This window comes from Variovorax paradoxus (assembly GCF_030811855.1).
GTDB lineage: Bacteria > Pseudomonadota > Gammaproteobacteria > Burkholderiales > Burkholderiaceae_C > Variovorax > Variovorax paradoxus_L.
Map to the genome: position 1 here is coordinate 408,676 of NZ_JAUSRN010000001.1, position 18,913 is coordinate 427,588.

The window sequence follows — 18,913 nt, forward strand, 5'->3', positions numbered from 1 at the left end:
AGTGAGTGCGCCATCCGAGCACAAGCACTAGATTTCACATTCCCAAACAGCCTGCATTTGGGGCGTCTGCCATGCTGGCGCCCGAACACCAACATGCACAGAGCCCATGTGGAAGCCTGACAAACCGATCATCGTCGCGGGAAGCGCCTTGCCTCCCGCCGAGGCGTGGTGGCACGAATTCAGGAGCGCGTTCTACGATCGCAGCAAAGGCGCGGTCGACCGCGAATGGCTGGACTCCCTGGCCGCGGCGCTCTATCCGCTGAATGTCGATCGCGACCCGCGCCAGGCGGCCGAGGTGGCATTCATCACCCTGGCTTTCGAACTTCCGCGCGAGCCCCAGAGCTAGGGCTCCCCCGGCCCCGCAGCGGCCGCAGAGGGCCGACCGGGCGCCAAGACCTCCAGGTGCTTGAGGAACAATGCGGTTCCAGGAGCCCCCAATGAAATTACCGACCGAAGTGGAAGGCCGCCAGCAACTGGCCGACGAGATCCACGCGCGCCCGTTCGAGCCCCTCTCCACGCCGGGTGCGGCGCTGGCCATTGCCACGCTGCGCGAAGGCTCGGACGACGACACGCTTTGCATCGCGCATCTGGCGCGGCTGGGCGGCGAGGCATCCGGAGCGGGCACCGCCACGCAGTGCCAGGTGCGCTGCGGCGCGCTGCGCGTGCGCTGGGAGCGCCACACGGAGTTCCACACATTCACCGTGTTCACCGATCTTGGCGAACTCACCATGGACCAGGCTTTCGACACCGGCTGGCTCGATGCCCTGCCGCACGATTGGCTGGCTTCGCTGCCCGGCCGCATGATCTCCGCGACACAGCTGGCCGTGCTCCCCTGCCCCGGCGATCCGCCCCATGCGCGACTGGTGGCGCCGCTTTTCGGCAGCGATCTGCTGGTGGGCAACCGGGTCGCCGAAGGCGCGGCCACCGTGGTGTCGGACCTTCGCACGAACGAAGGCGTGACGCGCTTCCTGGTGTTCGACCACGCCATGAACCGGCGGCGCGCGGGCCGCACCGTCCAGCGCCTCATCGAAGTCGACACCTACCGCATGATGGCCCTGCTCAGCCTGCCCCTGGCCTCGCGCCGCATGGGGCAGATCGCGGCCGAAGAAACCCAGCTGTCGTCGCTGATGGCCCGTTTCCACGATGCGACGGACGGCGACGAAGTCCTGCTGCACGAGCTCGTCACGCTGGCCGCGCAGGTCGAGCATGCAATGGCCGAGAACAGTGCGCGCTTTGCGGCCACCCGCGCCTACAGCGGCATCGTGAAGCAGCGGCTGGTCGATCTGCGCGAGATGCTGGTGCCGGGCCTGCAGCCGCTGTCGGAGTTTCTGGAGCGCCGGTTCCGTCCGGCCATGGACAGCTGCGCCGCCACGGCGGCCCGGCAGACGCAATTGTCCGAGCGGATCGCCCGGGCCGCGCAGTTGCTGCAGACGCGCTCGGAAGTCGAGCGCGAACGGCAGAACCAGGCGCTGCTCAGCTCGCTCGACCGGCGCCAGGGCCTCCAGTTGCGGCTGCAGGAGACGGTCGAGGGCCTGTCGGTGATCGCCATGACCTATTACGGCGTCGGCCTCAGCAACTACCTGCTGAAGCCGCTGGCCAAAGCCATGGGCTGGCACGAAACCGCGGTGACGCTGGTCGCCGTGCCGGTGATCGCACTGCTGGTGCTGCTCAACGTCCGGCGGCTGCGGCGGCATCTGCACCAGTCGGCGGACAGCTAAGCAGCAGTTCTTCAATCGCCTGGTTTCAATCGCCTGGTATATGCGGCGGGTGCAGTTTCACCGCCTTGGCCGCTTTCTTGCGCATCCGGATATTCAGCATTTCCACGGCCACGGAAAAGGCCATCGCAAAGTACACGTAACCCTTGGGCACGTGGTGATCGAAGCCCTCCGCGACAAGCACGACACCCACGACCACCAGGAAGGCCAGCGCCAGCATCTTGATGGTGGGATGGTTCGAGACGAAGCGCCCGATGGGGCCGGCGAACAGCATCATCAGCAGCACGGAGGCAATCACCGCAGCGATCATGATGCGCACGTCGTCCACCATCCCGACCGCGGTGATGATCGAGTCCAGCGAGAACACCATATCGACCAGCACGATCTGGAGCATCACGGAGGTGAGGGTCGCCTTGGCTGCGCTGGATTTCTGCTCGTGCTCTCCCTCCAGCGATTGGTGAACCTCGGTCGTGCTCTTCCAGATGAGGAACAGGCCGCCCAGGATCAGGACCAGGTCTCGCCCCGATATTTCTTGATTGAACACCGAGAAAAGCGGAGCGACCAGGCCAACGATCCAGGCCAGAATCAGCAACAGGCCGATCCGCATGAACATGGCCAAGACCAGGCCCACACGTCGCGCGAACTCGCGATTGGCGGGGGGCAATTTGTCGACCAGGATGGCGATGAAGATGATGTTGTCGATGCCAAGGACCAGCTCGAGTGCCGTCAAGGTAGCGAAGGCGATCCAGACCTGAGGGTCCGTCAAGAGTTCGAGCATTGAGGTCCTATCTATTCAGCGGCGTCGGACGTTTATTTTGCCGCAACGCTCTCGGGCATGGCCGACGAGTGATGGTGCGCAATCAGCCATTGGCCATTGAGCCATTCGTATACATAGGTATAGCGGGCGTGCACCGTCTTGCCGTCCTTGAACTTGAAGGTGTAGGTGCCGACGTCCTGTGCGACGTTGCAGCCGACCCTGATCGTGCGCGTGTCGATCTTTCCTTGCGGCGCGTCCTTGAGAAACTTGACGAAGTAGTCGCGGATCTGGGGCGGCGTGGTGCGAGGCTGGTTCGAAACCGTTGCCAGCAGCACGCCGTCGGGGGCATAGTTGGCGACCACCTTGTCCGGGTCCAGCGTGGCCAAGGAGGCATTCCATCGATCGAACAGCGCTGCGATCTGGCGTTCCTCGGCGGGAGCACAAGTCGATGGCGAGGCGGTGGTCTGCGCAAACACGGAAGTCGACATGCAGAGCACCAGCACTGCGGACGCGGAAAGAAGCTTGGGAAAACGCGAGGTCATCAAGGAGTCCATTCATGCAAGTGGTTGAATACAGGACTCATTGTTCGAGGGCCGTATGAACGTCCATCGCCGCTGCGATGAACCCGCCCTGAGCAGAAGATGAACGCCGGATGAACAGCAGCCTAGCTCGCGGCCTCGCTGAGCCGATAGCCCAGGCCGCGCACGGTCTGCAGCAGTTGCACCGTGTGCTCGCTGTCGATCTTCATGCGAAGACGCCGCACGTAGACATCCACGATGTTGGTGAGCGGATCTTCGTGCGTGCCCCAGACATTGGCCAGGATGCGTTCGCGGCTGTACACCCGTCCGGGTGCGCTCATGAGCAACTCGAGGAAAGCCAGTTCCTTGGCGGTGAGCGCGATCGGCTGTCCCGCGCGTTCGACCCGCATGCGTTCGCGGTCCAGCAAAAGGTCCGCCACCCGCAACGTCGTGACCTGCGGCCTGAGGTCCCTACCGCGGCGCAGCAGTGCCTCGATGCGCGCGAGCAGCTCCTCGAAGTCGAAGGGTTTGGTCAGATAGTCATCGGCGCCGAGCCGCAGCCCATTCACCTTGTCTTCGGTCGTGCTCATTGCGGTCAGCATCAGCACCGGTGTTTGCCCGCCCTCGGCGCGAAAGGTCTGGCACAGCTCCAGACCGTTGATGCCCGGCAGCATCAGGTCCAGGATCAGGAGCGCGAGTTCTCCCCGGCGCGCCAGTTCCAGTCCGTCCGGACCGGTTCGGGCATGCTGCACCGCGAAGCCTTCCGCCTTCAGCCCGCGCACCAGGAAATCCGCGACACGGGGGTCGTCTTCGACAATCAGGATGCTTCTGTTCATGGCTGCTGGACACTGGCCTCGGGTTCGTGGATCGGCAGGCGTGCAAGGACGACACGAACTTCAGTCCCCTCCTCCGGCGCGCTCCGTATGTCGATGTGCCCGCGATGGGCCTTGACGATGGCCTGCGCTATCGAGAGGCCGATGCCGCTGCCATCCGCGCGATGAGCGCGTGCCCGATGGCCGCGGACGAAGCGCTCGAAAATACGCGGCAACTCGTCCTGGTCGATGCCGATGCCGTGATCGCGAACCACGATGGAGACTTCTTCTCCGGCCACCTTGCAGCCCAGGTGCACCTTGCCGTTCACGCGCGAATAGCGGATGGCGTTGTCCAGGACGATCATCACGGCCTGGCGCAGCCGATCGCCGTCGGCGCGGACCATGACCATTTCCGCTGCCGGCTCGTAGGCCAGTGCAATGCCATGCAGTGCAGCCAGGGCTTCGCCCTGCTCGGCGGCTTCGCTCAGAAGCATCGAGAGATCCATGGGAGACGGCTGGATCACCAGCTGATCGGCTTCGGCCCGCGCAATCAGGAGCAGATCGCCGATCACGTGGGTCAACTGCTGAACGGTCCCGACGATGCGCTTCAACGCCTGGCGGTACTCCTCGGCGGGCTTGTCGCCGCCACGCAGCGTGATCTCCGCCTCCCCGCGGATCGCGGTGGCCGGTGTTCGCAGTTCATGGCTGAGATCGACGAAGAGTTGCCGGCGCCGATGATCCAGCAGTTGAAGCGTGTCATGGGCCGACTGCAATTCCTGCGTCCGGTCCCTGACGGCATCCTCCAGGCGCCGGCGGGCTTCGTCGGCCTCCTGGCGATGCTGCTGAAGTTCCGCCGCCATCTGGTTGAAATGGCGCGCCACCACTTCGAATTCATCGCCCGATGCAAGTTCGATTCGGTGCTCCAGGCTGCCGGACTGCAGTGCCCGCGTCCCTTGCAGCAAGAGCTCCAGGGGGCGCTTGAGGCGCCCGCGCAGATGCAGCGCCCACAGCACGGCCGCGACAAGGGCGATGATCGCCATGGCAATCGCCTGCTGCCGGAGCCGGTCCAGGCCTCGCTCGGTGGCCGCACGGGCAATGGGCACCGCCTTGCGCTGTCCTTCGATGGCGCCGTTGAGCAGCTCGCGAAGATCCCGGCCCTGGGTCGTGTCGAAGACCTGCGCCACCTGCCGCCAGACATTCGGGAATTCCGCGCCAGGCGACAGCGGCTGCAAATCTTGCAGTTGCGCCTGTACCTCGACGATGTTCCGATCCAGCAGCTTGCTGATCTCGACCAGCTGGAAAGCCTCTTGCGGCACGGGGATGTCCTCTCGCGCGGACACCTTCTGCCATGAGTCCAGATGATGGCGAGACATTGCATCCAGCCGCGCCGCGCCCGCTCGCATTCGCTCAAGCAGCTGATCCCGGACCGGCGACGTCGCTTCTGCATCCATGAGCCGCTGCGAGGCCCACACGCGCAACCTCTGCTTGTTGGCGGAAATCTCGAGGAGCTCGGAAAGAATGTCGCTCGTCAGCCGGCTGTGCGCGGCGTATTCGTTGACGCGGTTGGAGCCCCAGTAGACAAAGGCCGCCTGGCAGCACACCAGCGCAACAAGAACCGCAAAGGCGAATGACAAACGCAGACGAAACATGGCCGCGAAGTCTACAGTCGACGCAGCACTGCGTAGACGACTCTGCTCAGAGACGGGGCGACAAGGCCGGCTGGACCGGAAGGGTGTTGTACACAACTGCGCCCGGCACGGCTTGCGCCGAAGCCATCGCCTGCGGGGGCATTCCCTTGGCCAACAGCCAGCTTCCTTCGATCGCCTGCGCTTGTCCGCCCGTGAGCCATGGCAGCGGCGCTGCATCGGGCGATCGCCGGGCGAGCAGAAGGTCATGCACGCAGGATGCAGTGTGTGCACCTGCGCACGCGCGAGCCGCATCTTCCGCGTCGAAGGTCCACACGGCCAGGTGGGCCGGTGCCAGAAAGCCATGCGCCTCGCGGACATCGCACACCCAGCGCGACAGGTTGCACAGGTGCGGGCGCATGTGCGCGCTCGTCGGCGTGGGCCGGCTCAGCAGAAGCCGATAGGCATCGCTTTCCAGGACCTGCGCGTCGCGCATGCCGTAGAGCGTGAGATAGCGTGGCGCAGCGCTGTTGCACGCGCGTCGATAGCGCCGGCCCCACAGCATGCCTGGGACCGTCAACCGCTCGGGCACGTGCTCGCCCGCGTGCCACGCGTTGTATTCGGCATCCACGTCGGGCGTGACGTCGTTCCACAGCGCCAGCACGGCGCCCGTGCCCGCTATGTCGTCATTCATCGCGTGCTTCCGGCTTCAGGAGCACCTTGCTCGCCGCCTTCGCGCGCGCCAGCGCAAAGCCCTCCTTGGCTCGCGACAACGGCAGGACGTGGCTGACCATCGGGCGCATGACGGAATCCAACTCGCCCATCAGTTCGAGGGCCAGGGGCCAGTCGGATTCCGGAGGGCGAAAGGAGCCGCGTAATTGTTGCTGGTTGCGCACCATCGGTGTCAGGTCGAGCAGAAGCGGACGGGCATGGATGCCGGTGACGACCACGATGCCATTGCGCCGAAGCAGCGCCAAGCCTTCCGTGATGGTTTCGGGCACCCCCGTCGCTTCGAATATGAGATCGAAGGGTTCGCCGCCCGTGTGCGGCCGAACGCCTTCGGCCAGCGGCTGCACAGCCACGTCGACCAGTGCATCGAAGCCCATCCGGCGCAGTGCATCCAACCGGGCCGCGTCATGGCAGCCGCTGACCACGACCTGCGCCGCACTGGCGCGGCGCGCCAGCGCAGCGATCCCCTGGCCGATGGTGCCCGGACCCATCACCAGCACGCGCTTGCCGGCCACGTCCCCTGCGATGCGAAGCGCCTGCATCGATATGGTGAGCGGCTCGGTGAGCGCCGCGAGCTCGTCACTCAGGCTGTCGGGCACGGGAACGCAGTTGCGCAAGGGCACCCTGACCCAGGGCGCGAAAGCACCATCGCGCGTCATGCCGATGCCGCGGCGCTTCTCGCAGCCATCGTGATCGCCCATGGCGCAAGCGGCGCAGGCGCCGCAGGTCACGGAAGGACGAACGACGACGCGCCGGCCGGCCAGGGGGCCGGTCTGTGCAACCCCGACGAACTCGTGCCCGATGGTGACCGGAATGCTCTGGGTGATGAAGGCATAGCTGGACGTCCAGTCGTCCACGTGCAGGTCGCTGCCGCAGATGCCGGTGGCGCCGACCTTCACGAGTACGTCGCTCGAATCGGCTTCAGGCACGGGCGCTGGTATGTCGACCAGTTCGAGGCCCGCTTCCGGGCGTGTCTTGCGCAAGGCTTGCATGGTGCTTGATTCCGGCGTCAGTCGATGCTGATGCCGACCTTCTTGATGATGGCGCCCCATTTGAGGCCTTCGGACGTGATGAAAGTCTTGAACTCGTCGGGCGAGCCTCCGCCGAGGATCAGGCCTTGCTTGGTGAAGGCGTCGCGCACGCCCTTGTCCTTCATCACCTCGTTGACGTCGGCATTGATGCGGCGCACAACTTCTGGCGGTGTGCCGGCGGCGCTGAACAGGCCGTTCCAGGCCAAGGCTTCGAAGCCGGGATAGCCCGCCTCGGCGACCGTGGGCAGGTCCTTCATGGTTTCGGTGCGCTGGAGGCTGGTGGCGGCCAGCAGGCGGATGCGGCCGCCGTGGATCAGCGGCAGCAGCGCGGGCGCCACGGTGAACAGCGCCTGCGTCTCTTCGGAAGCCAGCGAAATACCGGCCGGCGGGGAGCCGGCGAACGGCACATGCGTGGCTTCGAAACCCGCCACACTCCTGAACAGCTCCATGGTCAGGTGCGAAGAACTGCCTGCGCCGACCGAGGCGTAGTTGAGCTTGCCGCCCTGCTTCTTGGCCCAGGCCACGAACTCGGGCAAGGTCTTGGCCGGGTTGCTGGCCGCAACCGCCAGCACGTTGGGTTGCGACGAGGTGAGCACGATGGGCAGCAGGTCCTTGGCGGGGTCGTAGGCCATCTTCTTGTACATGTGCGGCCCGAATGCGATCGGGCCGTTGAAGCCGACGCCCAGGGTGTAGCCGTCGGCTGGCGCCTTGACCACCGCGGTCATGCCGAGCATGCCGCCCGCACCTGCCTTGTTGTCGATCACGACCGGCTGCTTCCATCGCTCGCGCAGCCTGTCGCCCAGCGTGCGCGCGATGAAGTCGAGCGAGCTGCCGGCCGGTGCCGGCACCACCAGCTTGACCGGCTTGGCAGGCCAGTCCTGGGCCGACGCTGCCAGGGCGAATGCGCAACCCGTCAGCAGGGCGAGAGCTTTCTTCATGTGTGTCTCCATTCAGCAGTGCCGGCGCTTCTGCGCCTGGAATACACAGATTCTGGCCGCCGGAGTCCGATACGACAAACACCGATAAGCTATGGTTTCGATACCTCCCGCATATGGAGTTTTCATGAGCATGGAACTGAGGCACCTGCGCTACTTCGTGGCGGTGGCCGAAACGGGCAACCTGAGCCGGGCCGCGGAAAAGCTGTTCATCGCGCAGCCACCGCTGTCGGTGCAGATCCGGCAGCTCGAAGAGGAAATGGGCACTGCGCTCTTCGTGCGCCATCCCAAGGGCGTGCGCCTGACGGCGGCAGGCGAGTCGCTGCTGCCGGAAGCGCGGTACCTGCTCGACCGCGCGGCGCGCATGAAGGAGTCCGTGACGGGAAGCGCCAGCAGCGGCCACCTGGCGCTCGGCTTCGTGCCCTCCGCCAGCAGCACGGTGCTGCCGAAGCTGGTCCGGCATCTCAAGAAGGAACATCCGGCGCTGCATATCGAGCTGCGCGAGATGATCAGCAGTGAGCAGGCGGAGGCGATAGCCGCGGGCCACCTCGATGCCGGCATCGCGCGCAGCAAGCCGCATCATCCGCGCCTCACGGTCGCGGCGCAGATGCCCGATCCTTTCTGCCTTGCGTTGACACCGCAGCAAGCACGCCGCGCCGGCAATCCGGTCGAACTGCGCAGCTTCGCCGAGCATGATTTCGTCGCCTTCACCCGGCACCGGGGACCGGCGTACTTCGACCAGTCGATCTATCTCTGCGCCAAGGCGGGCTTCAGCCCGCGCATCCGCTACGAAGCGAGCACGGTGCATGGCGTGCTCGACCTGGTCGGCGCGGGGCTCGGCGTGGCCTTGGTGCCGTCCTCATGCGCGTTGCTCGGCGTGGCGGGCGCGAGTTTCTGCCGCCTGCGCGCACCGGCCGCCAGCGAGGTGCTTGTCTTGCTGAGAAGGAAGACGGATTCGAATCCGCTGCTGCCTGCGTTGGCGGACGCGGTGCGCGTGAGCTTTGCCGACCTTCAGCGACGGATGGCGGAAAAGCTGGGCTGCTGAATCGCAGCCCTTGCCGATGGCTACTTCAAAGTGGCGCCGCCTCGCGCGAGGTACTGGCCCGAAAGACGCGCAAACTGGCCCCCGTCGGTGCTGATCGAGGTCTGAACGCTCCCCCCGGCGCTGAAGACGATCGCAAAGGTGTGGGTGTCACCGTACTCCTGGGCGTTGCGCAGCATGTAGTCGACATGGTTGTCGCGGTAGTGCAGGTCGGTGCCACCGGGCGTGTCGGACGGCACGCCCATCGGCGTTTGCCACCACAGGATCGGCAGCCCATTGCCCAAGGCGGCGCGATAGTCCGAAATCTGGCGCTGCGACTCGTGAAAGTTCGGGCTGGCGGTGTTGCTTGCGTCCCAGTAGAACGGGCCACTTCGCCCCGTGCATTCCGCGGGAGGCGACGGGACCTCCCAGCAACCCGCGTCGCGGTCGCTGGTCTGGGCGACGATGAAGTCCGCCTGATGCGCGCCGACCGCCCGCATCTGGGCGCCGATCGCGGCAGCGGTGCCGCTCCAGAAGGCGGGCGGGAATCCCACCAGCGCCTTGGGCGCGATCTGCCTGCCCATCTGCACCAGGCATTGGCCCAGGCCGGCGGCGGTGTTCGGCAACCCGCCGCATTCGGGCTGGCTGTTCACGGCGGCCGCCACCCGCGTCGCATCGCGATCGGGCGCCTGCGCCGCAACGAATCCCCAGAAGTCCGGCTCCAGGTTGATCAGAACGGGCGTGCCGAGGGCCGCAATGCGCTGGTACATCAGCCGGACCTGCGCCCAGTAGTTGTTCATGAAGGCCGCGTCGTTGATGCCGCTCAGATTGCCCTCGCCGAGCGCCGTCATCTGGTACAGCGTGAACATCGGGACCGCGCCGTAAGCCTGGATGGCCTGCGCGGTGTACGTGATGTACGCCCCATCGGGGCTGTTCCAGGTGGGCCAGGCGCCCGCACCCACACCCACGAGGTAGGTGTCCACGATGTCGGGATGTATGCCCTGGCTTTTCATCTGATCGAGGGGATTGCCCGCGCCGAGTCCGAGCAGCACCCGAGCGGGCTTGCCGAGCCTGGTCACCAACGCAGTGGTCGCCGCGACGGGTGAAGAAACTCCGTCTGTGCTGCCCGTACCGCCTGTGCTTCCCGTGCCACCACCACTTTGGCTATCGCCACCCTGGGTGACGCCATTGGCGCCTTGGCTGCCGCTGCTCCCGCCCAAGCCGATCAGGCCGGCCAAGCCCCCACCTTGAGTACCACCACCGCCACCGCCTCCACCACCGCAACCGAACAGGAGCACCGAAATCATCAGTGCAGAAAGGCACCGTCGGGAAAAAATGATCATGAAAAACGTTTTTTGATTGAAAGAGAAGCAGCTGCCGCCCGGACGCTTTGCCGGCGAGTTGCCGTGGCACAAGGCGCACGATCCATGCCCACTTTCCCGCCAGCGAAAAACGCGCGCGTCGCCCCCGAAAAGTGACATGGCGCGTCGCTTCGGACTCCCGCATGCGACAGTTTCTGGTTCGCGCTCGAGCCGCGATCGACAAAAAAGAAACACCGGAGCAACAGGTTGCAGGCCGCCGTTGGCAGCGCAGCTGGTGCGAGAGACAGCTACAACTCGAATATCCGCTGCATGCCCACCCACTTTTCTCCAGCAGGTGTCCAGGGCGTAGGCGCCTGGAACTTCCACATCAGTTCTTCCCACGCGCGGATCTTCGGATCGTTCCCTGTCGCGGCCGCCATGGCCTCGGCGTCGTACCGCGCGTCATCCGTCTCCATCAGCATCACCATCCGGGTCCCGAGCCGATAGATCTCCATTCCCGTCACGCCATGCGCACGCAGATGCGTGCGCACCTCGGGCCAGATGTTGCGGTGGTACGCCTCGTACTCGGCGATCAGCGCCGGGTCATCTTTCAGGTCAAGGGCAAGGCAGTGGCGCATGATCGTTCGATCCGGTCGTCGATGGAAAAAATGAAAGGGCGGGAAGCGATCAGCTCAACGCCCGATCCAGGTGCGTGTACCCCCCGTCCACGAACACCCATTGCCCCGTCGTGTGCGAGGCCTGTTCGGAGAGCAGGAACACCGCCGTGCTCGCGATCTCCTGCGGCGTGGTCATGCGGCGGCCAAGGGGAATCTTGTCGGTGATGGCTGCGAGCTTGCGATCCGGGTCGTCGAAGGCCGATATCCAGCGCTGGTAGAGCGGCGTCATCACCTCCGCCGGTATCACGGCGTTGACGCGCACGCCGTCCGGTGCGAGCGCAGCAGCCCACTCGCGCGTCAATGACAGCTGCGCCCCCTTGGCGGCGCAATAGCCGCTGGTGTTGCCCTGCCCCGTCAGCGCCGTCTTCGACGAGATGTTCACGATGGCCCCGCGGCTGGCCTTCAGGTGCGGCAGGCAGAAATGCGCCATCACGTAGTAGTGGATGAGGTTCCGGTCCAGCGATGCGACGAATGCCTCGCGCCCCGCTTCGAGCCCCACGCTGTCGTTCACGCCGGCGTTGTTGACCAGCCCATCGATGCGACCGAACTCCGCGGCAGCGCTCTCGACGGCCTTGCGGCAAGCCGCCTCTTCCATCAACTCGAACTGGAGAAACCGCGCCCGCGGCTGCAGCCCGCACAGCTCCGCCTCGAATGCGGCATCCAGCGGATTCTTCCCACAGATCACCGGTACCGCCCCTTCGCGGGCGAGCGTGAGCGAAATGGCCGCGCCAATGCCGCTGCCGCCGCCGGTGACGAGCACCACCTTGTCCTTGAGATTCAGGTCCATGACTGCGCGATGCCTTTCTGTTTTTCCCAACTATCCACGGAAGCGATAGCGCTCGAGCGACTCGGGCTTCATCGTGATCGAGAAGCCGGCGGCCGTCGGCGGCATGTACGCCGCACCGCGAATCACGCAAGGCTCGGCGAAGTGTTCATGCAGGTGGTCCACATACTCGATCACCCGCCCTTCTCGGGTCCCCGAGATGCACAGGTAATCGATCATCGACAGATGCTGCACGTACTCGCACAGCCCCACGCCACCGGCATGCGGGCACACGGGCAGCTTGTACTTCGCGGCCATCAGCATCACCGCCAGGATCTCGTTCACCCCGCCGAGCCGGCACGCATCGATCTGCACCACGTCGATGGCGCCGCGCATGATGAACTGCTTGAACATGATGCGGTTCTGGCACATCTCGCCCGTGGCCACCTTCACCACCGGCGCGATGCCTTCGCGGATCGTGCGATGGCCCTCGACGTCGTCCGGGCTGGTCGGCTCCTCGATGAACCAGGGCTTGGCGAAGGCCAGCTGCCGCACCCAGTCGATGGCCTGGTCGACTTCCCAGACCTGATTGGCGTCGATCATCAGGTGCCGGTCGGGCCCGAGCACTTCGCGCGCCACGGTGAGCCGGCGGATGTCGTCCTGCAGATCGCGGCCCACCTTGAGCTTGAGGTGGTTGAAGCCCGCATCGACCGCCTCCTGCGCGAGGCGGCGCAGCTTCTCGTCGGAGTAGCCCAGCCAGCCGGCCGAGGTGGTGTAGCAGGGGTAGCCCTCGGCCTGCAGTGTGGCGATGCGCTCGGCCTTGCCAACGGCCGCATCGCACAGCAGCGCAAGCGCTTCTTCGGGCGTGATGCAGTCGGTGATGTAGCGAAAATCGATGCAGCGCACCAGCGCCTCCGGGCTCATGTCGGCCACCAGCTGCCACACCGGCTTGCCTTCGGTCTTGGCCCACAGGTCCCACATCGCATTGACCACCGCGCCGGTCGCGAGGTGGATGGCACCCTTGTCGGGGCCGATCCAGCGCAGCTGGCTGTCGGACGTGATGTGCCGCCAGAAGCGGCCCATGTCTTCGGCCACCCACTGCAGGTCGAGCCCGACGACCAGGTGACGCATCGCCTCGATGGCCGCGCAGCAGATCTCGTTGCCGCGGCCGATGGTGAAGGTCAGGCCATGGCCTTCGAGTCCCGGCTGGTCAGTCTCCAGCACGACATACGCCGCCGAGTAGTCCGGGTCCGGATTCATCGCGTCGGAGCCGTCGAGCTGCTGGGAAGTGGGAAAGCGCACGTCCAGTACGCGCATGGATCGAACGATGGTCATGAACGAGGTCTTCCGGGAAAGAATCAGTCGTACAGCACCGCGGCGATCTTCGGGTCGGCGATGTTCGTCTTGTCGTACCAGAAGAAGCCGGTGTCCACGATCTTGGGCAACTTCTCGCCCTTGACCGCCTTCACCGCCATCTCCACGGTCTTGTAGCCCATGCCCACGGGGTTCTGCGTGATGGCGCCGGCCATGCTGCCGTCGATGATGGCGTTCTTCTGCTGCTTGCCGGAGTCGTAGCCGATGATCACGACCTTGCCACTGCGCTTCATCTCCTTCACGCCGTTGACCACGCCGATGGCGGAGCCCTCGTTGGCGCCGAAGATGCCTTTCAGGTTCGGCGAGGCCTGCAATATCGACTTGGTGATTTCGGTCGATTTCAGCTGGTCGCCCCCGCCGTACTGCACGCTAACGATCTTGATGTTCGGATAGGCCGACTTGATGCGGTTGACGAACCCATCGCGGCGGTCCACGCCGGTGCGGCTGGTCTGGTCGTGCACCACCAGCGCGACCTCGCCCGACTTGCCGATCAGTTCGGCCATCTTGTCGGCGGCCAGCGCCGCGGCGGCCTTGTTGTCGGTGGTGGTGGTGGTCACGGGGATGTCGCTGTCCACGCCCGAGTCGAACGCCACCACGGGAATCTTGGCGGCCTGCGCCTTCTTCAGGAGCGGAATGGCGGCCTGGCTGTCGAGCGCGGCAAAGCCGATGGCCTGCGGTTTCTTCGCGAGCGCGGCGGAGAGCATGTCGATCTGCTTGTCGACCATCGCCTCGGTCTCGGGCCCCTCGAAAGTGACCTTCACCTTCAGGTCCTTCGCGGCCTGTTCGGCGCCGGACTTCACGGCCTGCCAGAACTGGTGCTGGAAGCCCTTGGACACGAGCGGGATGTAGATCTCCTGCGCCTGCTGCGCCTGGGCAAGGCCAGACAGGCCGATGAGGGACGCGGCCAGCGTGGTGGCGACGGCTCTTCTTTGAATCATGCGAATGTCTCCGTGGGTTGTGGAAATAGAGTCAGTGCGCGCTGCTGCTGCGACGGCGCAGGATGTCCGCGTACACGGCCAGGATGATGATCACGCCCGTGACCACCGTTTGCCACTCCTGCGCGACCGAAAGAATGCGCAGGCCGTTGGTCAGCACGCTCATGATGAAGGCGCCGATGATCGTGCCCACGATGGTGCCGGTGCCCCCGCTGAGCGAAGTGCCGCCGATGACCACCGCGGCAATCGCATCGAGTTCATAGCCCTGTCCCAGCGCAGGCTGCGCGGAGTTCAGCCTCGAGGCAATCAAGAGGCCCGCAATACCGCAGATGCCGCCGCTCACCGTATAGACCACGACCTTCCAGAAGTCGGTGTTCACGCCCGACAGGCGCACCGCCTCCTCGTTGCTGCCAAGCGCGAAGGTGTAGCGCCCGAGGATGGTCTTGTTGAGCACGATGCTCGCGGCCACCGCCACCAAGAACAGGATCAGCACCGCGTTGGGTATCGGCAGCGACGGGATGAAGTAGCCGATCAGGGAATCCTGCGAGATGGCCGGAAAGTCCGGCGTGTCGTTGAAGTAGATCGGCTTGGTGCCCGAGATCACGAGGGACAGGCCCTTGAGCAGCATCATCATGCCCAGCGTGGCGATGAAGGGCGGGATCTTGAGCTTGGCGATCAGTACGCCCGACACGAACCCCGCCAGCGCACCGAAGAAGATCGCGGCTGCGATGCCCAGCGCGAGCGGCATGCCCATGTAGGTGAGCACCACGCCGGCCATGACGGCGCAGAAAGTCATCAGCGTGCCTACCGAAAGATCGATGCCCGCGGTGATGATGACGAAGGTGCAGGCAATGGCCAGCACACCGTTCACCGCGGTCGACTGCAGGATGCTCACGAGGTTGTCGGTCTGCAGGAACTGCGGCGACGCGACGCTGAAGAACGCCAGCAGCGCGATCAGGCTCGCAAAGGCCAAGAGCTTCTGCCGCGTGGCGGGACGAAAGAGCCGAGCCCTCAGCGAGAAGCCGGTCGCGGTGGCGGTCGTAGCGGTGGGGGTTGTCAAGGCGTTGTCTCCAGTCGTCATGCGGTGGCGGCAGCAGCAGCGGTGGTTTCACGCCGGGTGGCGAGCTGCATGATCTTTTCCTGCGAGGCTTCGCGCCCCGCCAGTTCGCCGGTGATGCGGCCTTCGCACATCACCAGCACGCGGTGGCTCACGCGCAGTATCTCGGGCAGCTCCGACGAGATGATCACGATGGCCTTGCCCTCGGCGGCCAGTTCGTTGAGCAGGCGGTAGATCTCGGCCTTCGCGCCCACGTCGATGCCGCGCGTGGGCTCGTCGAAGAACAGCACGCTGCAGTCGCGCAGCAGCCACTTGGCGATCACGATCTTCTGCTGGTTGCCGCCCGACAGCAGCCGCACCTGCTGGCGCACCGAGGGCGTCTTGATGCTGAGCTGCTTCACGTAGCGCTCGCCCGCGGCCTCGATGGCCGCCTGGTCGATGAAGACGCCCATCGACAGGAAATTTTTCATGCTCGGCAGCGCGATGTTGGTTTCCACGTCCATGCCGGTGGCCAGGCCGAAGTGCTTGCGATCTTCGGAGAGGTAGCCGATGCCATGCGACACCGCGTCTTCGGGTGACCTGATCGACACTTTCTTGCCGTGCACGAAGACTTCGCCCGCGTCGATGCGGTCGGCGCCGAAGACGGCGCGCGCGAGCTCGGTGCGACCCGCACCCATGAGCCCCGCAAAGCCCAGGATCTCGCCCTTGCGCAAGACGAAGCTCGCATCGCGCACCATCGAGCCGCGACGGATGCCCCGGGCCTCGAGCACGATCTCGTTGCCCGAGGTGTCGGGAAAATCGTTCTCCACCTCGGTGAGCTGGCGCCCCACCATCATGGCGATCAAGGTGTCCATCGGCGTGTGGGCCATCGACACGGTGGCGATGTACTGGCCGTCGCGCATCACGGTCACGCGGTCGGCAATGCGCTTGAGCTCGTCCATCTTGTGCGAGATGTAGACGATGGCCACGCCCTGCGACCTGAGCTGGCCGATGATGCGGAACAGGTCGGCCACTTCCTCGTTGTTGAGCGCCGCAGTGGGCTCGTCCATGATGAGCACGCGCGAATCGAACGAGAGCGCCTTCGCGATCTCGACCATCTGTTGCTTGGCGACCGTGAGTTCGCCTACCGGCGTGTGCGGGTCGAGCCGCAGGTTCATGCGCGCAAAGATGCGCTCGGCCTCGGACAGCATCGCGTCCTCGTCGATGAAAAGGCCGAAGCGCCCGCGCGGCTCGCGCCCGATGAAGATGTTCTGCGCGGCGCTCAGGTGGTTCATCAGGTTCAGCTCCTGATGGATGATCCCGATGCCCAGCGCCTGCGCCGCGCGCGGGCTCGTGACGTCCACGGGCTGGCCGTCGATCATCACCTCCCCGGAGTCCTTGCTGTAGACGCCGGCCAGCACTTTCATGAGCGTGGACTTGCCCGCGCCGTTCTCGCCCATCAGGGCATGCACCTCGCCGGGCAGCAGGTCGAACTGCGCCTTGTCGAGCGCGCGCACGCCGGCAAAGGATTTGCAGAGGTCTCGGATGGTGACGATGGGTTGCATGGCGCGTTCAGTCCGTTGACAGGCCATAGAAGCGTTGCGCGGTGCCACGCCAGAGGTGCGACTGCTCGCTGGCCGACAGGCCGCCGATGCAGGCCTCGCTGACCGCAATCCATCCTGCGTAGTCGCCGGCCAGGGTGAGCACCGGCCAGTCGCTGCCCCACATGAGGCGCGCAGGGCCGAAGCTCTCGAGCAGCTGCTCCCACACCGGGCGCACGGCGCATGCCGCCACATCGACGTCGCGGTGCGCAGCCTGGGGCGCCTCGCCCCAGAGCCCGGAGAACTTGCAGCACACCTGCGGCAGCGCGGCGAGCTCGGCCATGCCCCTGCGCCAGGCCGCGAAGGCCTCGCTGCCATGCGCGCCCACGGGCGGCTTGGCGGCGTGGTCGATCACCACGGGCAGCTGCGGCCAGTCCTTCAGAAAGCGCATCAGCGAGGACAGGTGCCGCGGCTTCACCAGGGCATCGAAGCGCAGGCCCAGGCGAACGAGCGCCTGAATGGCATCGGGCCGTGGCATGCGCGCGATCCAGTCGTCATCGGACAGGTCTTGCAGCATCGGCCGCACGCCCTTGAACTTGGGATGCCGCGCCATGCGTTCCAGCGAAGCCACGGCGTTGGGGCTGGCGAGGTCGACCCAGCCGACCACGCCGCCCACCACGCCGTGCGCGGTGGCCAGTTCGAGCATGAAGTCGGTTTCGGCTTCCGAGTCGGCGGCCTGCACCAGCACGGTTCGCTCCACCCCGTGCGCATGCAAGAGGGGCGCCAAGTGCTCGGGAAGAAAGTCGCGCACCAGCGGCGAGAGGGTGGGCACGTCGGCGCGCAGCCATGTGTAGTCGCCGCGCGCGGGTCGCCAGAAGTGCTGATGCGAGTCGATGCGTTGTCTCATGCTGCTTGGCACTCTCCAGTCTCGTCAAAACGGAACACGGTCGTTTGTTTTGGCCTTACCAATTTGGCAGGCCACTTTGCCATAACGTCAAAATTGGCCTTGATGGAACAAACCCTTGTCGGGTTTTCCCGCAAACTTCTGCTCATTAGTAGCAATCACTACATTGACGATGGCAAACTGGCATGACCAAATTGCCCACCTACTTGTCATGTTCCCGCCCACCAAACCCGCCGACACCCGCCGGCTCTACCAACAGATTGCGGATCAAATCCGGGCTGTCATCCGCAACGGCAATCTGTCCGTCGGCGCGCGCTTGCCGCCGGAGCGGGAATTGGCGTTGCAGCTGGGTGTGTCGCGGCCTTCGCTGCGCGAAGCGCTGATCGCCCTGGAGATCGACGGGCGCGTCGAGATACGGATGGGGTCAGGCGTGTATGTCTGCGCGTCGCAGGACGCACCGGAGCGCGCAACGCCCGCAGTCGGCGAAAGCCCCTCGGAAATGATTCAGGCGCGCGCAATGCTCGAAGGCTCGGTGGTCACGCTGGCTTCGGCCCGCGTCACGCCGCAGCATCTGGAGCGCGTGAGGGCCTCGCTCGAAAGCATGCGTCAGGACGGGCTCAATGGCCGCACGCAGATCGAGAACGACCGTCGCTTTCACATCGCCATCGCCGAGATGACGGGCAACTCGGTTCTCGTGCGGCTGGTCGGGGAACTGTTCGATGGGCGGCACAGCCCGATCTCGTCCCGCATGAGCGAGCGCACCGAGAATTCGCAGGCGTGGAAGGCGGCGTTTGCCGAGCATGAGGCGATTTACCGCGCGCTGGAAGCGCGAGATCCGCAGGCCGCGGTAGCAGCCATGCTGCATCACCTGGGCGCGTCGCATGCGCGGTGGACGGAGGAAGCTGCGGCGCCTGTGACTGACTGATCGGCGGATGTTCCCTGTCGATTGCCCCCCAGGCGCTCAGGTGCTTCAATATCGCTCTTGCTCTGACGAAGGAGACTTCAATGGCCTACGAAGCGCGATATGTCCTGCGGCCCAGCCCCGGAGCCGATCTCGAGGCCGTCATGCAAGCCCTGAAAGCGGGTGCGGCGCTCTGGAAGAAGCATGGCGCACCCAACCCTCAGCTTTGGAGCGTGGTCGCAGGCGAACTGGGCAACTATGTTCTGACCGTGCAGTTCGAGAACGCCACGGAATACGCGAAGGATCACGGATCCCCTGTCTGCGGATCCCGAGTTCCG

General features: G+C 65.3%; 20 protein-coding genes. 5 read left to right on the top strand and 15 right to left on the bottom strand.

What is annotated here, in order from left to right:
• Positions 1 to 106 precede the first annotated feature (106 nt).
• Complete coding sequence (locus J2X92_RS02145; protein WP_307573000.1) at positions 107 to 346, top strand: hypothetical protein; 240 nt, start codon at positions 107 to 109, stop codon at positions 344 to 346.
• A 91-nt stretch (positions 347 to 437) separates the two neighbouring features.
• Positions 438 to 1,718 carry a DUF3422 family protein gene (locus J2X92_RS02150; protein WP_307573002.1) on the top strand — a complete coding sequence of 427 codons (1,281 nt, stop codon included), beginning with the start codon at positions 438 to 440 and terminating at the stop codon, positions 1,716 to 1,718.
• A gap of 25 nt (positions 1,719 to 1,743) precedes the next feature.
• Here J2X92_RS02150 and J2X92_RS02155 read toward each other — a convergent pair whose 3' ends face one another.
• From J2X92_RS02155 to J2X92_RS02185, 7 genes are all read right to left on the bottom strand, one after another.
• Positions 1,744 to 2,493: a TerC family protein gene (locus J2X92_RS02155; RefSeq protein WP_307573003.1), complete on the bottom strand. Its 750-nt coding sequence runs from the start codon at positions 2,491 to 2,493 to the stop codon at positions 1,744 to 1,746.
• A gap of 32 nt (positions 2,494 to 2,525) precedes the next feature.
• Positions 2,526 to 3,014: an SgcJ/EcaC family oxidoreductase gene (locus J2X92_RS02160; RefSeq protein WP_373424774.1), complete on the bottom strand. Its 489-nt coding sequence runs from the start codon at positions 3,012 to 3,014 to the stop codon at positions 2,526 to 2,528.
• Between the two features lie 122 nt (positions 3,015 to 3,136).
• Positions 3,137 to 3,826: a response regulator transcription factor gene (locus J2X92_RS02165; protein ID WP_307573005.1), complete on the bottom strand. Its 690-nt coding sequence runs from the start codon at positions 3,824 to 3,826 to the stop codon at positions 3,137 to 3,139.
• Positions 3,823 to 5,451, bottom strand: a complete 1,629-nt coding sequence (locus tag J2X92_RS02170) for a sensor histidine kinase (RefSeq protein WP_307573006.1) — start codon at positions 5,449 to 5,451, stop codon at positions 3,823 to 3,825. Before J2X92_RS02170 ends, J2X92_RS02165 begins: the two co-directional genes overlap by 4 nt.
• Before the next feature lie 46 nt (positions 5,452 to 5,497).
• Positions 5,498 to 6,121, bottom strand: coding sequence for a DUF4286 family protein (locus tag J2X92_RS02175; protein WP_307573007.1), 624 nt, complete (start codon positions 6,119 to 6,121; stop codon positions 5,498 to 5,500).
• Positions 6,114 to 7,148 (bottom strand): zinc-dependent alcohol dehydrogenase, encoded by a 1,035-nt coding sequence (locus J2X92_RS02180; protein WP_307573009.1) that lies wholly within the window; start codon positions 7,146 to 7,148, stop codon positions 6,114 to 6,116. The genes J2X92_RS02175 and J2X92_RS02180 overlap by 8 nt, the downstream gene beginning before the upstream one ends.
• A gap of 17 nt (positions 7,149 to 7,165) precedes the next feature.
• On the bottom strand, positions 7,166 to 8,125 hold the full coding sequence (locus J2X92_RS02185) for a Bug family tripartite tricarboxylate transporter substrate binding protein (protein ID WP_307573011.1): 960 nt from the start codon (positions 8,123 to 8,125) through the stop codon (positions 7,166 to 7,168).
• Positions 8,126 to 8,249: 124 nt separating this feature from the next.
• Between J2X92_RS02185 and J2X92_RS02190 the strand changes: the two genes are divergently transcribed.
• Positions 8,250 to 9,167, top strand: a complete 918-nt coding sequence (locus J2X92_RS02190) for a LysR family transcriptional regulator (protein WP_307573012.1) — start codon at positions 8,250 to 8,252, stop codon at positions 9,165 to 9,167.
• Positions 9,168 to 9,187: 20 nt separating this feature from the next.
• Here J2X92_RS02190 and J2X92_RS02195 read toward each other — a convergent pair whose 3' ends face one another.
• The gene (locus J2X92_RS02195; RefSeq protein WP_307573014.1) at positions 9,188 to 10,222 is read right to left on the bottom strand and encodes a hypothetical protein; all 1,035 of its coding nucleotides are present in this window, start codon (positions 10,220 to 10,222) and stop codon (positions 9,188 to 9,190) included.
• A 168-nt stretch (positions 10,223 to 10,390) separates the two neighbouring features.
• Here J2X92_RS02195 and J2X92_RS02200 point away from each other — a divergent pair, with 168 nt between their 5' ends.
• The gene (locus J2X92_RS02200) at positions 10,391 to 10,621 is read left to right on the top strand and encodes a hypothetical protein (protein ID WP_307573016.1); all 231 of its coding nucleotides are present in this window, start codon (positions 10,391 to 10,393) and stop codon (positions 10,619 to 10,621) included.
• Positions 10,622 to 10,752: 131 nt separating this feature from the next.
• Here J2X92_RS02200 and J2X92_RS02205 read toward each other — a convergent pair whose 3' ends face one another.
• Genes J2X92_RS02205 through J2X92_RS02235 form a run of 7 tightly spaced genes read right to left on the bottom strand, consistent with a single transcriptional unit; the run spans position 10,753 to position 17,677 of the window.
• Positions 10,753 to 11,082: an L-rhamnose mutarotase gene (locus J2X92_RS02205; protein WP_307573017.1), complete on the bottom strand. Its 330-nt coding sequence runs from the start codon at positions 11,080 to 11,082 to the stop codon at positions 10,753 to 10,755.
• Between the two features lie 49 nt (positions 11,083 to 11,131).
• On the bottom strand, positions 11,132 to 11,908 hold the full coding sequence (locus J2X92_RS02210; RefSeq protein WP_307573018.1) for an SDR family oxidoreductase: 777 nt from the start codon (positions 11,906 to 11,908) through the stop codon (positions 11,132 to 11,134).
• A 30-nt stretch (positions 11,909 to 11,938) separates the two neighbouring features.
• Positions 11,939 to 13,219, bottom strand: coding sequence for an L-fuconate dehydratase (locus J2X92_RS02215; protein ID WP_307573020.1), 1,281 nt, complete (start codon positions 13,217 to 13,219; stop codon positions 11,939 to 11,941).
• Between the two features lie 23 nt (positions 13,220 to 13,242).
• Positions 13,243 to 14,196, bottom strand: coding sequence for an ABC transporter substrate-binding protein (locus J2X92_RS02220; RefSeq protein ID WP_307573022.1), 954 nt, complete (start codon positions 14,194 to 14,196; stop codon positions 13,243 to 13,245).
• A gap of 31 nt (positions 14,197 to 14,227) precedes the next feature.
• Positions 14,228 to 15,253, bottom strand: coding sequence for an ABC transporter permease (locus J2X92_RS02225; RefSeq protein ID WP_307573023.1), 1,026 nt, complete (start codon positions 15,251 to 15,253; stop codon positions 14,228 to 14,230).
• Between the two features lie 17 nt (positions 15,254 to 15,270).
• On the bottom strand, positions 15,271 to 16,794 hold the full coding sequence (locus J2X92_RS02230) for a sugar ABC transporter ATP-binding protein (RefSeq protein WP_307573024.1): 1,524 nt from the start codon (positions 16,792 to 16,794) through the stop codon (positions 15,271 to 15,273).
• Between the two features lie 7 nt (positions 16,795 to 16,801).
• Positions 16,802 to 17,677, bottom strand: a complete 876-nt coding sequence (locus J2X92_RS02235) for an amidohydrolase family protein (protein ID WP_307573026.1) — start codon at positions 17,675 to 17,677, stop codon at positions 16,802 to 16,804.
• A 208-nt stretch (positions 17,678 to 17,885) separates the two neighbouring features.
• Here J2X92_RS02235 and J2X92_RS02240 point away from each other — a divergent pair, with 208 nt between their 5' ends.
• A complete protein-coding gene (locus J2X92_RS02240) occupies positions 17,886 to 18,599 on the top strand; it encodes a FadR/GntR family transcriptional regulator (RefSeq protein ID WP_307573835.1) in 714 nt (237 codons plus the stop codon).
• The last annotated feature ends 314 nt before the right edge of the window (positions 18,600 to 18,913 follow it).